The sequence below is a fragment of the Streptomyces sp. NPDC003379 genome, from assembly GCF_053589195.1.
Genome location: NZ_JBSFRK010000001.1, coordinates 236,584 through 252,295 on the forward strand (window position 1 = coordinate 236,584; position 15,712 = coordinate 252,295).

General features: G+C 67.2%; 15 protein-coding genes. 2 read left to right on the top strand and 13 right to left on the bottom strand.

Annotated features, from left to right (window positions below; all coding sequences use genetic code 11):
* Positions 1-159 precede the first annotated feature (159 nt).
* From ACWDVB_RS01000 to ACWDVB_RS01060, 13 genes are all read right to left on the bottom strand, one after another.
* Positions 160-1,476: a sugar ABC transporter permease gene (locus ACWDVB_RS01000; RefSeq protein WP_451513416.1), complete on the bottom strand. Its 1,317-nt coding sequence runs from the start codon at positions 1,474-1,476 to the stop codon at positions 160-162.
* The gene (locus ACWDVB_RS01005; RefSeq protein WP_451513417.1) at positions 1,473-2,273 is read right to left on the bottom strand and encodes an ATP-binding cassette domain-containing protein; all 801 of its coding nucleotides are present in this window, start codon (positions 2,271-2,273) and stop codon (positions 1,473-1,475) included. The genes ACWDVB_RS01000 and ACWDVB_RS01005 overlap by 4 nt, the downstream gene beginning before the upstream one ends.
* A 119-nt stretch (positions 2,274-2,392) precedes the next feature.
* Positions 2,393-3,490, bottom strand: a complete 1,098-nt coding sequence (locus ACWDVB_RS01010; protein WP_451513418.1) for a substrate-binding domain-containing protein — start codon at positions 3,488-3,490, stop codon at positions 2,393-2,395.
* Positions 3,491-3,612: 122 nt separating this feature from the next.
* On the bottom strand, positions 3,613-4,812 hold the full coding sequence (locus ACWDVB_RS01015; RefSeq protein ID WP_451513419.1) for an ROK family transcriptional regulator: 1,200 nt from the start codon (positions 4,810-4,812) through the stop codon (positions 3,613-3,615).
* 183 nt (positions 4,813-4,995) lie between these two features.
* Positions 4,996-5,868 (bottom strand): carbohydrate ABC transporter permease, encoded by an 873-nt coding sequence (locus tag ACWDVB_RS01020; protein ID WP_451513420.1) that lies wholly within the window; start codon positions 5,866-5,868, stop codon positions 4,996-4,998.
* Positions 5,868-6,815 (bottom strand): carbohydrate ABC transporter permease, encoded by a 948-nt coding sequence (locus tag ACWDVB_RS01025; RefSeq protein ID WP_451513421.1) that lies wholly within the window; start codon positions 6,813-6,815, stop codon positions 5,868-5,870. The genes ACWDVB_RS01020 and ACWDVB_RS01025 overlap by 1 nt, the downstream gene beginning before the upstream one ends.
* 54 nt (positions 6,816-6,869) lie before the next feature.
* Positions 6,870-8,132 carry an extracellular solute-binding protein gene (locus tag ACWDVB_RS01030; protein ID WP_451513422.1) on the bottom strand — a complete coding sequence of 421 codons (1,263 nt, stop codon included), beginning with the start codon at positions 8,130-8,132 and terminating at the stop codon, positions 6,870-6,872.
* A 149-nt stretch (positions 8,133-8,281) separates the two neighbouring features.
* Positions 8,282-9,178: a carbohydrate ABC transporter permease gene (locus ACWDVB_RS01035; RefSeq protein WP_451513423.1), complete on the bottom strand. Its 897-nt coding sequence runs from the start codon at positions 9,176-9,178 to the stop codon at positions 8,282-8,284.
* 22 nt (positions 9,179-9,200) lie between these two features.
* Entirely contained in the window at positions 9,201-10,121 is a 921-nt protein-coding gene (locus ACWDVB_RS01040) for a carbohydrate ABC transporter permease (RefSeq protein ID WP_451513521.1), read from the bottom strand.
* A 158-nt stretch (positions 10,122-10,279) separates the two neighbouring features.
* Entirely contained in the window at positions 10,280-11,713 is a 1,434-nt protein-coding gene (ngcE, locus tag ACWDVB_RS01045) for an N-acetylglucosamine/diacetylchitobiose ABC transporter substrate-binding protein (RefSeq protein WP_451513424.1), read from the bottom strand.
* Between the two features lie 537 nt (positions 11,714-12,250).
* Positions 12,251-12,421 carry a hypothetical protein gene (locus ACWDVB_RS01050; protein WP_451513425.1) on the bottom strand — a complete coding sequence of 57 codons (171 nt, stop codon included), beginning with the start codon at positions 12,419-12,421 and terminating at the stop codon, positions 12,251-12,253.
* Positions 12,405-13,610 (bottom strand): methyltransferase domain-containing protein, encoded by a 1,206-nt coding sequence (locus ACWDVB_RS01055; protein ID WP_451513426.1) that lies wholly within the window; start codon positions 13,608-13,610, stop codon positions 12,405-12,407. The genes ACWDVB_RS01050 and ACWDVB_RS01055 overlap by 17 nt, the downstream gene beginning before the upstream one ends.
* On the bottom strand, positions 13,611-13,748 hold the full coding sequence (locus tag ACWDVB_RS01060) for a hypothetical protein (RefSeq protein WP_451513427.1): 138 nt from the start codon (positions 13,746-13,748) through the stop codon (positions 13,611-13,613).
* Between the two features lie 147 nt (positions 13,749-13,895).
* Here ACWDVB_RS01060 and ACWDVB_RS01065 point away from each other — a divergent pair, with 147 nt between their 5' ends.
* Together ACWDVB_RS01065 and ACWDVB_RS01070 are read left to right on the top strand one after the other, a co-directional pair.
* Positions 13,896-15,110: a helix-turn-helix domain-containing protein gene (locus ACWDVB_RS01065; protein WP_451513428.1), complete on the top strand. Its 1,215-nt coding sequence runs from the start codon at positions 13,896-13,898 to the stop codon at positions 15,108-15,110.
* A gap of 60 nt (positions 15,111-15,170) precedes the next feature.
* Positions 15,171-15,620: a nuclear transport factor 2 family protein gene (locus ACWDVB_RS01070; protein ID WP_451513429.1), complete on the top strand. Its 450-nt coding sequence runs from the start codon at positions 15,171-15,173 to the stop codon at positions 15,618-15,620.
* The last annotated feature ends 92 nt before the right edge of the window (positions 15,621-15,712 follow it).

Here is a 15,712-nt window from a genome sequence, read left to right on the forward strand (position 1 = left end):
TGTGCTGTTCGAGCGTTGCCGGGTCTGTCGAGTCTAATGTTCCGCAACGGGCACCCGCCTCCGGGAGGCACATTTTCCCGGACACACGGAAACCCCGCGCCCCTTAACAGGGACGCGGGGAAAGCCCGACAGGGGCGTGGGGAAAGCCCCGGCCGAGCGCTACGCCCGCCCCGCCGACTTCTGTGTACGCCGCGAAACAGAGTCGATGACCACCGCCGCGAGCAGCACCGCACCCGTGATCATGTACTGAATCTCACTCGCCATGCCCAGCAGGTTCAGCCCCTGCTGAATCGACTGGATCACGAGCATGCCGAGGAGCGCGGACCACACCTTGCCGCGCCCGCCGAAGAGGCTCGTCCCGCCGATGACGGCCGCCGCGATCACCATCATCAGCGTGTTGCCGCCGCCCAGGCTCTTCGTGGCGCCTCCGGAGAGGCTCGCCACGAACAGGCCGCCGAAGGCCGCCAGCATGCCGGAGATCGCGAAGACGGTGATCCGGACCCGGTCGACGTTGATGCCGGCCCGGCGTGCGGCCTCCGCGTTGCCGCCGACCGCGAAGACCTGGCGGCCGAAGGTGGTGCGCCGCGCCACGAAGTCCGCGATCACCAGGACGGCGAGGAAGAGCACCAGGGCCAGCGGCAGGCCGCGGGCTCCGACCGGCTCGTTCAGGACGTACGCGGCGCCGCCCGCGAGGACGGCGACGACGACCGTGCGCAGCACGATCTCGCTGACGGGGCGCGAGGGCAGCTCGGCCGCCTTGCGGCGCCTGCTGTCGAGCAGCAGGGACGCGGCGTACGCGATGATCGCGACGGCGGCGAGACCGTAGGCCGCGCCCTTCTCCGCGAAGAAGTGCCCGGTGAGGTCCTCGACGACGCTGCCCTCGGGAGTGTTGATGCTCCCCTCGCCGCCCATCAGCCAGATCTGCAGACCGCTCCAGCCGAGGAAGCCCGCGAGGGTGACCACGAAGGCGGGCACGCCGATCTTGGCGAAGAAGAACCCGTGGACGGCGCCGATGACCAGGCCGGCCAGGATGGCGAGGACGACGGCGAGCCAGTCGTTCAGGCCGTGGGTGACGCTGAGCACGGCCCAGACCGCCGCGCCCATGCCCGCCACCGAACCGACCGAGAGGTCGATCTCGCCGAGCAGCAGGACGAAGACGATGCCGACGGCCATGATGCCGAGGCCGGAGGTGAAGACCGCGATGTTCGCGAGGCTGCTCGCGTCCAGGAAGTGGTCGTTCTTCAGCTGGAAGACGACCGCGATGACGATCAGGCCGATGACGACGGGCAGCGAGCCCAGCTCACCGCCGCGCATCTTGCGCTTGAACTCGGTCCAGTAGCCGGCCAGGCCCTCCTCGCGGACGAGCAGGCGCGGGTCGACGGCGGGGGCGGGCGCGGCGGAGGCCGGGGCGCCGGAGGAGGGCGCGGAGGACGCGGCGTTCCGGGGGGTCTTGGGGGTCTTGGCGAGGTCGCTCACTTCGCTCCCTCCTTCGGTGCCGTGGCCGTACGCGCCTTGCGGCGGGTCACGGCGTTGTCCGTGGCGCCGGTGATCGCGGCGATGATCTCTTCGTTGGTGGTGTCGGCGACGGGGAAGATGCCGTTGTTGCGGCCGAGCCGCAGCACCGCGACCTTGTCCGCGACGGCCTTGACGTCGGCCATGTTGTGGCTGATGAGGATCACGCCGTGGCCGCGCTCGCGCAGCCGCTCCACCAGGTCGAGGACCTGTGCGGTCTGCTCGACGCCGAGGGCCGCGGTGGGCTCGTCGAGGATGACGACCTTGGGGTCGCCGACCAGCGCGCGGGCGATGGCGACGACCTGGCGCTGACCGCCGGAGAGCGCCGCGACCGGGATGCGGACGCTGGGTATGCGGATGGAGAGGGTGTCCAGGAGCTCCCTGGCCCGCTTCTCCATCTTGATCTCGTCGAGGACGGAGGCGCTCTTCAGCTCGCTGCCGAGGAAGAGGTTGGCGACGACGTCGAGGTTGTCGCAGAGGGCGAGGTCCTGGTAGACGGTGGCCACGCCGAGGTTCTGGGCGTCGTGCGGCCGGCCGATGCGGACCGGGCGGCCCTCCCACTCGATGGTGCCGTCGTCGATCGGGTGGACGCCCGAGATGGTCTTGACGAGGGTGGACTTGCCGGCGCCGTTGTCGCCGACCAGGGCGACCACCTCACCGGTGTGGATTTCGAGGTCTACGTCCGTGAGCGCCTGGACGGCGCCGAACCGCTTGGAGACCCCGCGCAACGCCAGCACGGGCGTAGCGGACACGTGAATCATCTCCTTCGCCGCCTGACCGGCGGGGATGGTGGTGCAGCAAGGGCAGGGCCGGTGCCCGCCCCCCCCGTTTGCGGGGCGGATGAACGGGGCGGGCGCCGGACCGGTACGGGAAGCGGGGGTTACTTGATGCCCGCGGCGTCGCACGCCTTCTTGTACTGGGCGGTGCAGATCTCGCTGACCTTGTAGACCTTGTCCTTGACGATCGTGTCGGCGACCTCGTTCTTGGTGATCGCCTGCGCGTCGTACAGCTTCGCCGGGATGTCCTTGAAGTCGCCGCTGAGCGAGTCGACCTTGCGGTCGGTGATCGCGTCGATGGCCTTGTCCTGGAGCAGCGCCACGGCGATCTCGGCGGTGGTCTCGGCCTCCGGCTTGATCTCCTTGTAGATCGTGTAGTCCTGGTCGCCGTTCAGCAGGCGCTGTACGCCCGCGAGTTCGGCGTCCTGGCCACCGACCGGGACCTTGATGCCGCGCTGCTTGAGGGCGGTGATCACGCCGCCCGCCATGCCGTCGTTGGCGGCGTAGACGCCCTGGATGCCGTCCTTGCCGAGCTTGTCGATCGCGGAGGACATCTTGCGGTTCGCCTCGTCCGGCGACCAGTCCGGGATGTCCTGCTCGTACGCGATCTTCTTGACCTTCTTGTCGAGCACCGAGTGGGCGCCCTTCTTGAAGAAGGGGGCGTTCGGGTCGGTCGGCGAGCCGTTGATCATGACGACGTTGGCGTCCTTGGCCTTGGAGCCGAGCGCCTTGACCATGGCCCCGCCCTGGAGGCGGCCGATCTTCTCGTTGTCGTAACTGACGTAGGCGGCGAGCGGGCCCTCGGCGAGGCGGTCGTACGCGACGACCTTCACGCCCTCCTTGTCGGCCCGCTGCACCCAGGACTTGGTGGACTTGTAGTCGACCGCGTCCAGAATGATCACCTTGACGCCCTGGGTGATGAGGGCGTCGAACTGCTTCTTCTGGTTCTCGATGTCCTGAGCGGCGTTGTTGTACTTGACCTTGCAGTCCGAGCAGAGTTCCTTGATCTTCGCCTCCATGATGGGGCGGTCGAAGGTCTCGTACCGGGTGGTCTTGTTCTCGGGGAGCAGCAGACCGATGGTCTTGGTGTCGCCGCCGCTGCCCTTGTCGTCGCCGTCTCCGGCCTTGCCGCACGCGGTCATGGCCAGTGCCATCGAAACCGCGGCCGTGCCTATGACGACGCGACGCGTCATTGCGTTCATGGTGGGGTGCCTCCCTGACGAGGCCGCGTCGTTGCGGCCGAGGTGGCTCGAAGTCAACTCGGCCGCCACACCAGCGTCAAGGAGTAAACCCTTAACGAGATGACAACGGTGCCATGCGTTATCTAAGTGAAAGCAGGTGTGCCCGCGGGCAGCGTTCCGTCCAAAAGGGTTGAATCGCCCATCTCGCTGAGTGCGAGGGCCAGCGCGCCGAGCACCTCGGCGCGGCCGCCAAGTGCCCCCGGAAGCACGGTCAGTTGACGCGCCGCGCTCGGGATCGCGTACCGCCCGACGGACTCCCGGATGGGGCCGAGCACCAGCTCACCGGCCTCCGCGAGGTCCCCGCCGAGGACGACCCGGGAGGGGTTGAGGAGGTTGCAGAGATTCGCGACGCCGCTGCCGATGTGCCGCCCGACGTCGGCGATCACGCGCCGGCACCCCGGGTCGCCGTCCCGCGCGAGGCCCACCACGCGCTCCATGGTGAGGTCCGTGCCGTGGCTGGACTGGAGCAGCGGCAGGACATAACGGGCGGCGGTGAAGGTCTCCAGGCAGCCGCGGTTGCCGCAGCGGCAGACCGGCCCCGACTCGTCGAGGGTGATGTGGCCGATCTCCCCCGCCGTGCCGCCGGGCCCCCGGTAGATCCGCCCGCTGATCACGAGCCCCGCGCCGACACCGCTCGCGACCTTGATGTACGCCAGGTCCTTGACCCCGCGGCCGCTCCCCCAGACCAGCTCGCCGAGCGCGCCGAGGTTGGCGTCGTTGTCCACGTGCACCGGCACGCCGAGGCGGGCGCCCAGCTCCTCGGCGGGCTTGGTGCCGGTCCAGCCCGGCAGGATCGAGGTCGAGCCGAGCGTCCCGGACTCCACGTCGATGGGCCCCGGCACGCCGAGCCCCACGCCGGCGATCTTCGCGCGGTCCACACCGGTGCCCGCGAGCAGCCTGCTGACCAGCTGCTCGGCCCGGTCGAAGCCCTGCGCGGCGGACGCGTCCACGTCCAGCGGCTCGGCCTCCTCGGCAAGCACCTGGTGGGCGAGGTTGCCGACCGCCACGCGCAGATGCGTATGTCCGAAATCGACGCCGATGACGATGCCCGCGTCGCCGCTGAGCGAGACGCTGCGGGCCCGCCTGCCGCCCGCCGAGGTGGGCGTCACCTCGACCGTTCCGCCGTCCTTGAGCTCCCGCACGATGTTGGAGACCGTCGCGGCCGACAGGCCCGTCGTCCTTGCGATCTCCGCCTGCGTGAGCGACCCGGCGAGCCGTACGGCGCGTACGACCCGCTCCAGATTGGCCCGGTGCAGAGAGGACTGCGACCCCGGAGTCTCCATTGACTCTTCCACCTTTGCCGTATGACGTACGGCACAGGGCCGCCCGTACAAGTTGTGAACTCCAAGCTCCGTTGAAGGGGTTGGCGCAGTCAAGTCCTTGACGGAAATAGACGTCACCGGAAACAGCGGAAAAGGCCGGGCCCGGCGGAAGGCGCCTCCCGCCGGGCCCGGTACTGTACGCCGCTACTTCACCGACCCCGCCGTGAGCCCCGACACCACATGCCGCTCGATGAAGGCGAACAGCACGATGACCGGCACGATGGCGACCACGGACGCGGCGAAGAGGTAGTTCCACTGGACCGTGTAGTTGCCGATGAAGTTGTTGATGCCCACCGTCAGCGGCTGCTTGTCCGGCTCGGTGGTGAGGGTCAGGCCCATCACGAACTCGTTCCAGGACGTGATGAAGGTGAAGATCACGGCCGTGACCACGCCCGGCAGCGCCAGCGGCAGCGTCACCCTGATCATGGCGCCGAAGCGGCTGGTGCCGTCCACCATGGCGGCCTCCTCCAGCTCCGGGGGGATCGAGCTGATGTACGCCGTCAGGATCCACACGGCGAAGGCGAGGTTGAACGCCGCGTTGGTGAGGATCAGCGTCCAGACCGAGTTGAGCATGTCCAGCTGGTGGAACTCGCGGTAGAGGCCGACCAGGAGCGCCGTGGGCTGGAACATCTGGGTGACCAGGACCAGGAGCAGGAAGAGCTTGCGGCCCCGGTAGCGCATGCGTGCCGTGTAGTACGCGGCGGGCAGCGAGACGAGCAGGACCAGCAGCGTGGCGCCGCCCGCCACCAGCAGGGTGACCTGGAGGTTCTGTCCTAGCTCGGACTCCTTCCAGACGTCGATGAAGTTGGCCCACTCCAGGTTCTGGGGCAGGTACGTGCGGTCCCGCAGCTCCTCCTTGGGCCGCAGCGCGGTGACGATCATCTCCAGGTACGGCGCGAGGAAGACCGCCGCCAGGAGCCAGGCGCAGGCCGTGATGACCAGGGTGCGGGGCCGGAAGGCGCGCTTGGGTGTGCGGCCCTTCTCGGGCGCGGGGCGGGTCGCCGTCGCGGTGGCCATCAGTCCTCCTCGTTCCACCGGCTGACCTTCAGGAAGATCAGCACGAGCACCACGACCATCAGGAAGTTGACGACCGACATGGCCGCGGACTCACCGATGTCGGTCTCCTTCAGCTTGTACATGAACACCATCGACGTGGAGGTGTCGTAGCCCGGACCGCCCTGGGTCATGGCCCAGATGATCGGGAAGGAGTTGAAGACGTTGATGAGGTTGATGACCACGCCGACGAGGAAGGCGGGCCGCAGCATCGGGAGCGTGATGTGGCGGTACGTCTGCCAGGGCCCGGCCCCGTCGATCCGCGACGCCTCGTAGACGTCCCGCGGGATCGTCTGGAGGCCGGCGAGGAGCGTGTACGTGGTGAAGGGCAGGGAGACGAAGACGGCGACGGCCATCATCCAGGGCCAGGCGGTCTCCGGCTTGCCGAGCCAGTCCCTGGAGCTGTCGATGAGGCCGAGGTCCAGCATCACGGTGTTGAGGACGCCCGCGGTCTGGTTGAGCATCCACTTGAAGCCGATGGCGGTCATCAGGACGGAGGCAGCCCAGGGGGCGATGAGCGCCCAGCGGGTGATGCGGCGGCCCGGGAACTTCTGGTTGAAGAGCTGGGCGAGGGCCAGCGACAGCAGCATCGTGACGGTGACGACGACGACCGTCCAGATGACGGTCCAGGTCAGGACGGCCCCGAAGTCGCTCTCCTCGAAGAGCTTCTTGAACTTGTCGGTCCCGGCGCTGCCGCGCACCTTGCCGGAGATGGAGATGTTGAGGAACGAGGTGCGGATCAGCTCGATGACGGGCCAGACGACCACGGCGAGGATCAGCAGGATGACGGGCGCTATCCAGGGCAGCGGGCCGAGCCGGGCGATGCCGCTGCGGCGGCTCACCGGCCTGGCCGCGCGCCCGCCCCGTCCCCGGCCTGAGTCGGCCGGGGACGGAGGGGCCTTCAGTGACACAAGGTCTCCTTGCGAACCGGGTGGACTGTGCGAACCAGTTGGACGAGGGGTGGGCTACTTGGCGTCGGCGGCCGCCGACTCCGCCTTCTTCTGGAGGTCGCCGAGGACCTGCTTCGGGTCGTCGACGACGGCCTTGCCGCCGGTCTTCTTGATCTCGGCGGAGACGAGGTCCCAGGAGGTGTCGCCCAGCGGGTAGAACCTGGCGTTCGGCAGCACCTCGAAGAACGGCTCCAGGTCCTTGTGCTTGCCGTTGCTCTGCATGGTCTTCAGGGCGTCCTGGGTGACCGGCATCAGGTTGTACATCTCGTCGAACGCCAGCATCTTCTTGGAGTACGTGAAGTCCAGGAACTTCTTCACGCCCTCCTTCTCCGCGCCGCCGTCCTTGAACGCCATCATCCAGTCGGCCACGCCGAGGGTGCTCTCCAGCGGCCCCTCCTTGCCGGGGATGGGCACGACTCCGTAGTCGACGTTGCCCTCCTTGGCCATCTGGATGAGGCTGGGGTGGCCGTTGAGCATGCCGACCTTGCCGGCCGCGAAGTCGGCGAAGGCCGTCTTGCGGTCGGTGGACGCGGGGTTGGCGTAGGTGAGGCCGGGCTTGACCAGCTTGGCCTTGAGCCACTCGAAGGTCTCGACGTTCTGGGCGCTGTCGACGGTGTACTTGCCGTCCGCGTCGGTGTAGCCGCCGCCGTTGCCCAGCTCCCACATCATCGTCTCGCCCTGGGTCTCCTCGGGGCCGAGCGGCAGGGCGTACGGGGTCTCTGCGGCCTTCTTGTCCTTGATCTTCTTCGCGGCGGCGGCGAGTTCGTCCCAGGTCTTCGGCGGGGTCTTCACGCCGGCCTTCTTGAAGACGTCCTTGTTGTAGAACATCACGCGGCTGGAGGAGACCCACGGTATGCCGTACTGGGTGCCGTCGACCTCACCGGCCTTGGCGAAGGTGGGAATGAGGTTCTCGCGGGTCTTGGCGGACATCACCTCGTCCGCCTTGTAGAGGAGGTCGTCGGCGACCTTGTCGGCGTAGCCGCCGGTCTGCAGCAGATCGGGCTCGTCGCCCGCCTGGATCATGTTCTTCACGGACTTGTCGATCTCGTTCCAGTTGATGACCTGGACATCGACCTTGTAGCCCTTGTTGGCCTTCTCGAATTCCTTCTTGACCTGGTTCCAGTACACCTTGGAGGCGTTGGAGGCCTTGTCGCCGTAGTCGGCGGCGACGAGTTTGATCGTCTTGCTGTCGCCGCTGTCGCTGTCCCCGCCGCAGGCGGTGAGTCCCAGCGCCATGCAGAGCGTTGCCGCACCGGTGGCGACCATTCGATTCCTCATGCTGTTCAACCCTTCGACATCGGTGTCGACTTGAGCGCGTACAGTCGCACCCCCGCGGCGCCGTGGCGCCGACACTACTCACGGCCCGATTCGCCTCGACAGGCCTAGACCACTTTCGTGGCCAAGCTGAAATCACCTGCTCCGGCAGGTCACTTGAGGGCCCCGGTGGTCAGACCGGCCTGTACCTGTCGCTGGAAGACCGCGTAGACGACGAGCACCGGGACCATGGCGATCGTCAGGCCCGCGAAGAGCGCTCCCCAGTCGCCGCGGTAGCCCTGGGAGACCGCCAGCGAGGCGAGTCCCTGGGGCAGCACGTAGCTCTTCTCCTCCTCGTTGTTGAGCAGCAGCGGAAGCAGGTACTGGTTCCACTGGCCGAGGAAGTTGAAGATGCCGATGCTGACCAGGCCCGGCTTGGCCATCGGCAGCATGATCTGGAAGAAGGTGCGGGTGTGCGAGGCCCCGTCGACCATCGCCGCCTCCTGCACACCGGTCGGCAGCGTACGGAAGAAGGAGGTCAGGAAGAAGGTGGTGAACGGCAGCGAGTAAGCGATGTACGCGATCATCAGACCCGGCCGGGTGTCGAGGAGCCCGAAGTTCTCCATCACGGCGAAGAGCGGGACGAGCGCGAGGATGACCGGGAACATCATGCCGCCCGCGAAGAGCATGAAGATCAGGCGGTTGCCGGGGAAGGTGAAGCGGGCGATGACGTACGCCGCCATCGAGCCGAGCAGCATCGTGCCGGTCAGTGAACCGGCCAGGATGATCAGCGAGTTGAGCGTGTACTGCCCGATGTTGGCCTTGTTCCACGCGTTGGTGAAGTTCTCCCAGTGGAAGGAGGCCGGCCAGCCCATCGGATCGCTGAGGATCTCGGCCGAGGGACGGAACGCGGTGAGCGCGACCCAGATCAGCGGCCCGGCGGCGAGGACGACCCACAGGACGAGGAAGGCGTGCGAGAAGACGTTGAGGGTGGTGCCGCCCGTCTCCTTCTCGCGGCGGGGGGCCTCGGTGGTCTCGGGGCGGGGCGCGGCGGCGGCGGTCGTGGTCATGATGCAGTGGCTCCCGCGGTCTTTAGTATTCGATCCGGTCGCGATTCCCGACCCGCATGACGATCAGGGAGAACGCCATGCTCAGGACGAGGAGGACGACGCCGATGGACGTGGCGTAGCCGTACTGGCCGTCACGGAAGCGTTCGTAGAGGAAGACCGGGGTGACCTTCAGGACGTGCGGGGGCACCATCACCAGGCAGATCGCGAAGGTGTCGAGCGCCTGGATGCCCATGTAGATCCAGCCGGTGCGCACGGTGTCCCGGATCAGCGGCAGCGTGACGCCGAAGAACGTACGGGCGCGGCCCGCGCCGTCCAGGAGCGCCGCTTCGTAGATGTCCTTGGGGATCGCCCCCATCGCGGCGGAGAACAGTACGACGTAGAAGCCGATGAAGCTCCAGCTGATCACGGTGAGCAGCGAGAGGAGCCCGAGCGTCTGATCACCGCCGAGCCAGGCCGGCCCGTCGACGCCGACCTTGTCAAGGCCGCCGTTGATGAGCCCGCTGTTGGTGTTGAGGACGCGCCCCCACACCACGGCGATGATGGCGACGGACAGCACCTGCGGGAAGAAGTAGACGACCTTGTAGAACGATGATCCGGCGACGCCCGCGATGGCCTGACCCCTGCGGTGCCGGCCGCCCGCGGTGATCATGTAGGCGAAGAACATGCCGAGTACGAGGGTGCAGACGGGGGCGATGACGAGCAGGAGGGTGCTGACCTTGAGGGAGTCCCAGAAGCGGTCGTCGTTCCACATCTTCTGGTAGTTGTCGAACCCGATGAAGTTCGCGACGGGCCCGCCGGACCAGTCGGTGAACGAGTAGTAGATCGCCTGGAGGAAGGGCGAGATGACGAACAGCGCGTAGAAGGCGAGCGGCACGGCCAGGAAGCCCACGATGAAGCGGTACTTGTCGAGCGCGCGGTAGCGCCGGTCGTAGCGGACCCGCATCGGGGTGAACCTGGGTGGCGTGAACATCGCGAGGCAGAGCAGCAGCCCGTTGGCCGGACCGGGCGGAGCGGTGCGCTCCGCCACCTGCTCCTTCGAGTCCGTCGACTTCGTCGAGGGTGGAGGGCCATCCACCGGGGTGTCGGTCTTCACGTCGCCGCTCAGGCCTTCTTGACCTTGCTGATGTCGGGGTCCTTCAGGATCCGCTCGCCGGCCTTCTGCATGGTGTCCATCGCCTGCTTGGGTCCGATCTGGCCCTGCATGAACTTGTGGATCATGTTGTTGAAGTCCTCGCGGAACAGCTCGTTGTACCAGTCCATGAACTGCGGGATGACGATGTTGTCACCGGCCGCCTTGATCGCCGCCTGCGCGCTGGCCGTGCCCGACGGCAGGTCCTCACCGTCGATGGCACCCTTGACGACGGGCATCGAGCCGACCTCCTTGAAGAGGTTGAGGGCGGCTTCCTTGCTGTACATCATCCGCAGCCACTCCAGGCCGCCCTGCCGGTTCCTCGCCTTGGCGGGGACGATGAAGGGCTCACCGGCCGGGGCGTAGAGCGTGCCGAAGGGCATCTTGTCGCCGGAGTCGAGGGACGGGGTGGCGCCCACCGTCATCCGGAAGTCCTTGGGCGTGGTGTCCTTCGCCTCGTTCTCCACCCAGGTGCCGTTGGGTACGAAGAGACACTTGCCCTCCTTCGTCCAGGCGGTCTGCATCTCGGTGTGCGCCTCGGTGCCGTCGAAGCCGGTCAGCACGTACTTCTTGGCGACCAGCTCCTCCCAGGCCTCGAAGACGTCCTTGACGGCGTCGTGCTGCCAGGCGCCCGGCTCCAGGTAGTCCATCGCCTCGGTGACGTCGCGGCCGCCGCGCTGGGCGAACATCGCGTACATGCTGAAGAACATGTAGCGCGGGTGGCCGCCCGGATAGCTCCATCCGTGGATGCCCTTGGCCTTGGCCTTCTTGCAGACCGCGAGCATCTCGTCCCAGGTCTTCGGGTACGCGGAGTCGAGACCGTCCTCCAGCAGCTTCTTGGAGTACCAGTTCCCGTACACCGTCAGGGTGATGTTGAGCTGGTAGCACTCCTCGCCCCCGAAGCGGCCCATCTGCTCGACGACCGGCACCAGGGTCTCGCGGACGGTGACGTCCGGGTCGTTCCAGGAGGGGGCGTCGAGCAGCTCGCCGAGGTCGGCGACCTGCTTGTTGTGCACGAGCTTGCCGATGTTCATCTGCTCGGCGCCGGAGTTGTTGACGACGTCCGCCGTGGGCTTGCCCCGGACGATCTTCGGCTGCACCTGGGTGGCGATCTTCTCGGTCGCCTTCTGGTCGGGCTCGGCCTTGGGGTACTTCTCGGCGTACATGTCGGTGACGAACTGGGCGTACTTGTCGCCGTAGCCGCCGTTGAAGATGTAGACGGTCAGCCCCGCGTCCGCCTTCACGCCGAGCGGGTTCTTCTTGGACTTCTCGCCCTTCTCGGCCTTGTTCTCCGAGCCGCCCCCGCTGGCACAGGAGCTGAGCACCCCGACGGCCGGCACCGCGAGCAGACCGGCGGCCGCCGCCCTCTTCATGACATCACGACGGTTGACGCTGGTGGATCCCATGCTCAAGTCCTCGCCTTCCAACAGGACTCAGGCGGTGAACCGGACCCTCCCCGGCACCGCGATGGTGTGAAGCTGGGGTCGTGCGGTGGTGCCGTAACTGCAGCGCGAATGCCGACAGGTATAGTCCACTTCCGCTCGACTGGGCAAGATCGAATACGGGTTTCCCCGGAGGTTTTCCGAGTTGAGACCTGCGAAGACCCCTGGTCAAAACCTCTCGCACATCGCCTCGCCGGCGCGTGGACTTTCGCGGCGGTTCGCATGGACTTTCCCTCGGGGGCGCGGCGGGTGGGCCTTCCGTGCGTCTGGGGCCCCGAGGTTGCACCTCGGGGCCGCCTGGCAGGGGTCACATTCTCAGGACGGGACCCCCTTCAGCATCGCGTTTCCTACGCCCGTCACGGGCGGGCGGCGTAGGGCCCGGCTCGGGTGGAGCCGGCGGTGTGGCCGATAAGCTCAAGGCATCGCTCCTTCCTTCATCGTCGGGGTGATGACCCGCCCTGGCCGTCGACCTTCCCGGGTTGCTCACGGCCAGGGCGGGAGTCAGTGTGCGCTCGGTGACACAGCCGCCCCATCGGCGGCACCGCTCTTGGACCGGATCGGCTTCTCGCAGAAGAAGCAGATTTCTCCGTCCTCCTTCGTGTCCCACAGGACGATCGCGGTGCAGTTCCGGCACTTGAGCAGTTCGCTCGGCGGGTCAGGTTCCTTCGACATCGCTTCCGCTTCCCATCTGGTTCGGGACAGGGGTGTCAGGGGAGTCGAGCCAGATCGTGTAGTTCTGGGCGCCGGTGGTCGTCATGCCGAACTGTTCGAAGCCAGGCCGGCCTTGTTGGTCCCACCATCGCCAGGCGGCTCCAAGCTCGTCCCACAGCCGCCGTGGCCCCGCCTGAGCGACCACATACTCGTCGACCCCGCTCGCGTGATCGACGGACGCCCAACTCGTCGTCCCGGTGGCCCCGAGCCAGAGGCGGTAGGAGCGTTCCTCGCCGTACTCGACACGACAGTAGAGATCCGGGACCTGCACTCCGATGGCGAACATATGGATCCAGTCACCCACGCCGTCAGGAGAGAGCCGAGTGGTCGACGTGACAGCCTCGGCAGACCACCTCTGACCTCCGAGGCGCTCCCGGACATCCGGAAACTTCTTGCGCTGTTGGCGCAGCCGCATGAATGCCGAGGAACTGATGAAGTTCCCCTGGGCAGTTCCGGTCTCATCGATCTGGAGCCGAACGACACCTTCGCCCCCATATCCGGGGCCCCAAGGGACGACGACGATCGCCCCTGGACGGGCCTGCCCGATCCACTGGGACGGGATGAAGCCGAGTGAACAGGATGCGAGGACCCGGTCGTAGGGGGCGCGCCCGCCATGGCCGACGGTCCCGTCTCCGTTGCAGATGGACGGGTGGTAGCCGCACTCATGCAGACGAGCGCGAGCCTCGTCGGTGATCGTGGGATCGACCTCGACCGCGGTGACGTTCCGGTCCCCGAGCCGATGACACAGGAGTCCGAGGTCCCACCCGTACCCGGGACCGATCACCAGCACCTTGTCACCCGCACCCACATCGAGCGCGGTGAGCATGCGGAAGACCATGGTCGGCATCGTGCTGGAGCAGGAAGCGACGCGCCCCTTGCCAGGACCTTCGTACGCCCCGTCATCCCATTGTGTGGTGATCGGGATGTCCGACCACACGGCCCGCCACCACGAGTCTGGATTCGCCGTTCGGATGAGTCGCCCGCTCTGCCGATTGCCGCCACCCGTGCCGGGCCAGATCCGGTCCGGGACGAACCTGTCCCGTGGCACAGCCCTGTACGAGGGCAACCAGTCCGACGTCAGGGCCCCCGACTCCATCAGTCGCGCGGCCAGACTGTCAGGAGTGGCCGTCTCCGTGGTTTCGTACGTCATTCACTTGCCGTCCGCCGGGCCCTGGCCGTCACTCGTGTTGCCGCCCTCGTCCGATCCGCCACCACCGTGCTTGTTCCCGGAGTCGCTGTCGTCCTGGGGGTTCCCGCCATCAGCCTGCAGCATCCACCATGCGGTCATCGAAGTGCCTCCTCGTCGACGTTGTCTTGCTCTGCGTAACCAGGAAACTGCGCACGCTCAAGATCCGTTCACACAGGACTTGCACAACCGGGCGCGGTCAACCCCGAGTTGACCAGGACGGCCACTCGGACATGGCAAAGTGAATCCATGGAGAGCACCCCCGCCCCCGGCGAGAACATCGCAGTCCTCCGTAAGGCCCGAGGCATGGGCCAGACCAAGCTGGCCCGCGAAACCGGCATCTCGCTGTCTTACTTGTCGAAGATCGAGACAGGGCTCCGACCGGCGACCCCTCCCATCGTCGCGGGCGTCGCCAAAGCGCTCCACGTCACCACGGCCCGCATCTACGGCCAGCCGTTCCTCGGCCCGTCCGAGCAGTCGGACCTCCTCAACGACCTACGCGGCGCTGTGCGGCGGCACACTCTTCCCAAGGAAGACACGCCCCCTCTCGACCGACTCGCCGCGGACCTCGACAAGGCGGCGCACCTCCGTGCAGACACCCGGTACCTCGAACTCCTGCGGATACTCCCCAGGCTCCTCGGCCAGGCCACGGCAACCGCCATGGACGCCTCGGGAGACGCGACCGCCTGGGGACAGGTGTCGGACCTCTACGGGTGCGCCTATGCCGTCGCGCACCGCCTGGCCCAGCCCGACCTCGCGGACATGATTGTTTCCCGGCAGGCCTGGGCGGCCCAGCAGACGTGGAATCCGGTCGCCGAGGCCGCGACCGCCTGGAACGAGGCAGGCACCTACCAATCCGCCGGTCAGTACGACGACGGGCTCGCCATCATCGAACGGGCCATCATCAAGTACGAGGCCGCAGGCGGTAACGGGGCCTCAATCGGAAACGGATCCACAGTCGGGGACGGGTCCGAAAGGGTCATAGCCCTTGGCTCCCTCCACCTGCGCGGAGTCGTCCTGGCGTCCCGCCACAAGGACGCCAACGCCACCAACGACCATCTGCGCCGGGCCAAGGAACTCGCGGCGCGGCTCCCTCGCGACACCGTCAAGCACAACCTGACCTTCGGGGAAGGAAACACCGCTCTCTACGAACTCGCCGCCCATATCGAACTCGGCCGGCTCGACAAGGCGACGGAGATGTCCGCCCCTCTCCTGCACGCGCCCCCTGTGGGGCTGAAGCCGAACAGGCTCGGCAGGCTGTACATCGACGCGGCACGGGCGAGCCTCGCCAGAAATGACCTCCAGGGAGCCGAAGAAGCCCTGAAGGAAGCTTTCCGGGTGGCCCCGCAGATGGCCGAAGTGCACCCGATGAGCAGGGAAGTGCTCCGGGTCCTCTTCATCCTCCATCAGCGAAGCCGCCCTGACCTCATCGCCATGGCCAAGCGCACAGGACTGGTGGGCTAGTCGCACGACGAGGTCTGATTTCCGCGAGCGGGACGCGCCTTCGCTGATCATGCTGGTGCCATGACGATGTCAACGACTACAGACTCCGTGGCAGTCCTCACCGGTATGTACGCGGCTGAGGCCGAGTATCTGGCGGCCGGAGGGCCTGGCGAGGCCTCGTTCGACTTGCTCGCGCCCTTCTTCGCGTCCGATGTCGAGCTGCGTCAAGCGGATGCCCTGCCGTACGGAGGTACTTGGCGTGGGCACGAAGGGATGACGCGGTTCTTCCTCGCGATGGGGGAGGCCTGGGAGACGTTCGACATGGTGGAGCAGGAGTTCCTTGCCACCGGTGAGACCGCGGTCGTGCTCACTCAGGTCCGTGCTCGCGCCCGTGCGACGGGCCGTGAACTCAGTTTCCCGATCCTCCAGACGATCACGGTCAGGGACGGTCAGATCACCGAGGTCCGGCCGTTCTACTGGGACACCCAGGCCATCGTCGACGCCTGTGCGGGGCCTGCGGCGAGAGGCTGAGAGCTACAGCAGGCGTCGCTCGTCCCGCCATCAGGATCAGGTCCCGCAGAGCCTCCCCGCTCGGAGAGCTGCCAAGCCGTACGCACGTCCCG

Coding starts and splice junctions, on each gene's coding strand:
- ACWDVB_RS01005 (WP_451513417.1), bottom strand. CDS start 2,273: ATGATTCACGTGTCCGCTACGCCCGTGCTGGCGTTGCGCGGGGTCTCC.
- ACWDVB_RS01010 (WP_451513418.1), bottom strand. CDS start 3,490: ATGAACGCAATGACGCGTCGCGTCGTCATAGGCACGGCCGCGGTTTCG.
- ACWDVB_RS01015 (WP_451513419.1), bottom strand. CDS start 4,812: ATGGAGACTCCGGGGTCGCAGTCCTCTCTGCACCGGGCCAATCTGGAG.
- ACWDVB_RS01020 (WP_451513420.1), bottom strand. CDS start 5,868: ATGGCCACCGCGACGGCGACCCGCCCCGCGCCCGAGAAGGGCCGCACA.
- ACWDVB_RS01030 (WP_451513422.1), bottom strand. CDS start 8,132: ATGAGGAATCGAATGGTCGCCACCGGTGCGGCAACGCTCTGCATGGCG.
- ACWDVB_RS01035 (WP_451513423.1), bottom strand. CDS start 9,178: ATGACCACGACCGCCGCCGCCGCGCCCCGCCCCGAGACCACCGAGGCC.
- ACWDVB_RS01040 (WP_451513521.1), bottom strand. CDS start 10,121: ATGCGGGTCCGCTACGACCGGCGCTACCGCGCGCTCGACAAGTACCGC.
- ngcE (WP_451513424.1), bottom strand. CDS start 11,713: ATGGGATCCACCAGCGTCAACCGTCGTGATGTCATGAAGAGGGCGGCG.
- ACWDVB_RS01050 (WP_451513425.1), bottom strand. CDS start 12,421: ATGTCGAAGGAACCTGACCCGCCGAGCGAACTGCTCAAGTGCCGGAAC.
- ACWDVB_RS01055 (WP_451513426.1), bottom strand. CDS start 13,610: ATGACGTACGAAACCACGGAGACGGCCACTCCTGACAGTCTGGCCGCG.
- ACWDVB_RS01060 (WP_451513427.1), bottom strand. CDS start 13,748: ATGACCGCATGGTGGATGCTGCAGGCTGATGGCGGGAACCCCCAGGAC.
- ACWDVB_RS01065 (WP_451513428.1), top strand. CDS start 13,896: ATGGAGAGCACCCCCGCCCCCGGCGAGAACATCGCAGTCCTCCGTAAG.
- ACWDVB_RS01070 (WP_451513429.1), top strand. CDS start 15,171: ATGACGATGTCAACGACTACAGACTCCGTGGCAGTCCTCACCGGTATG.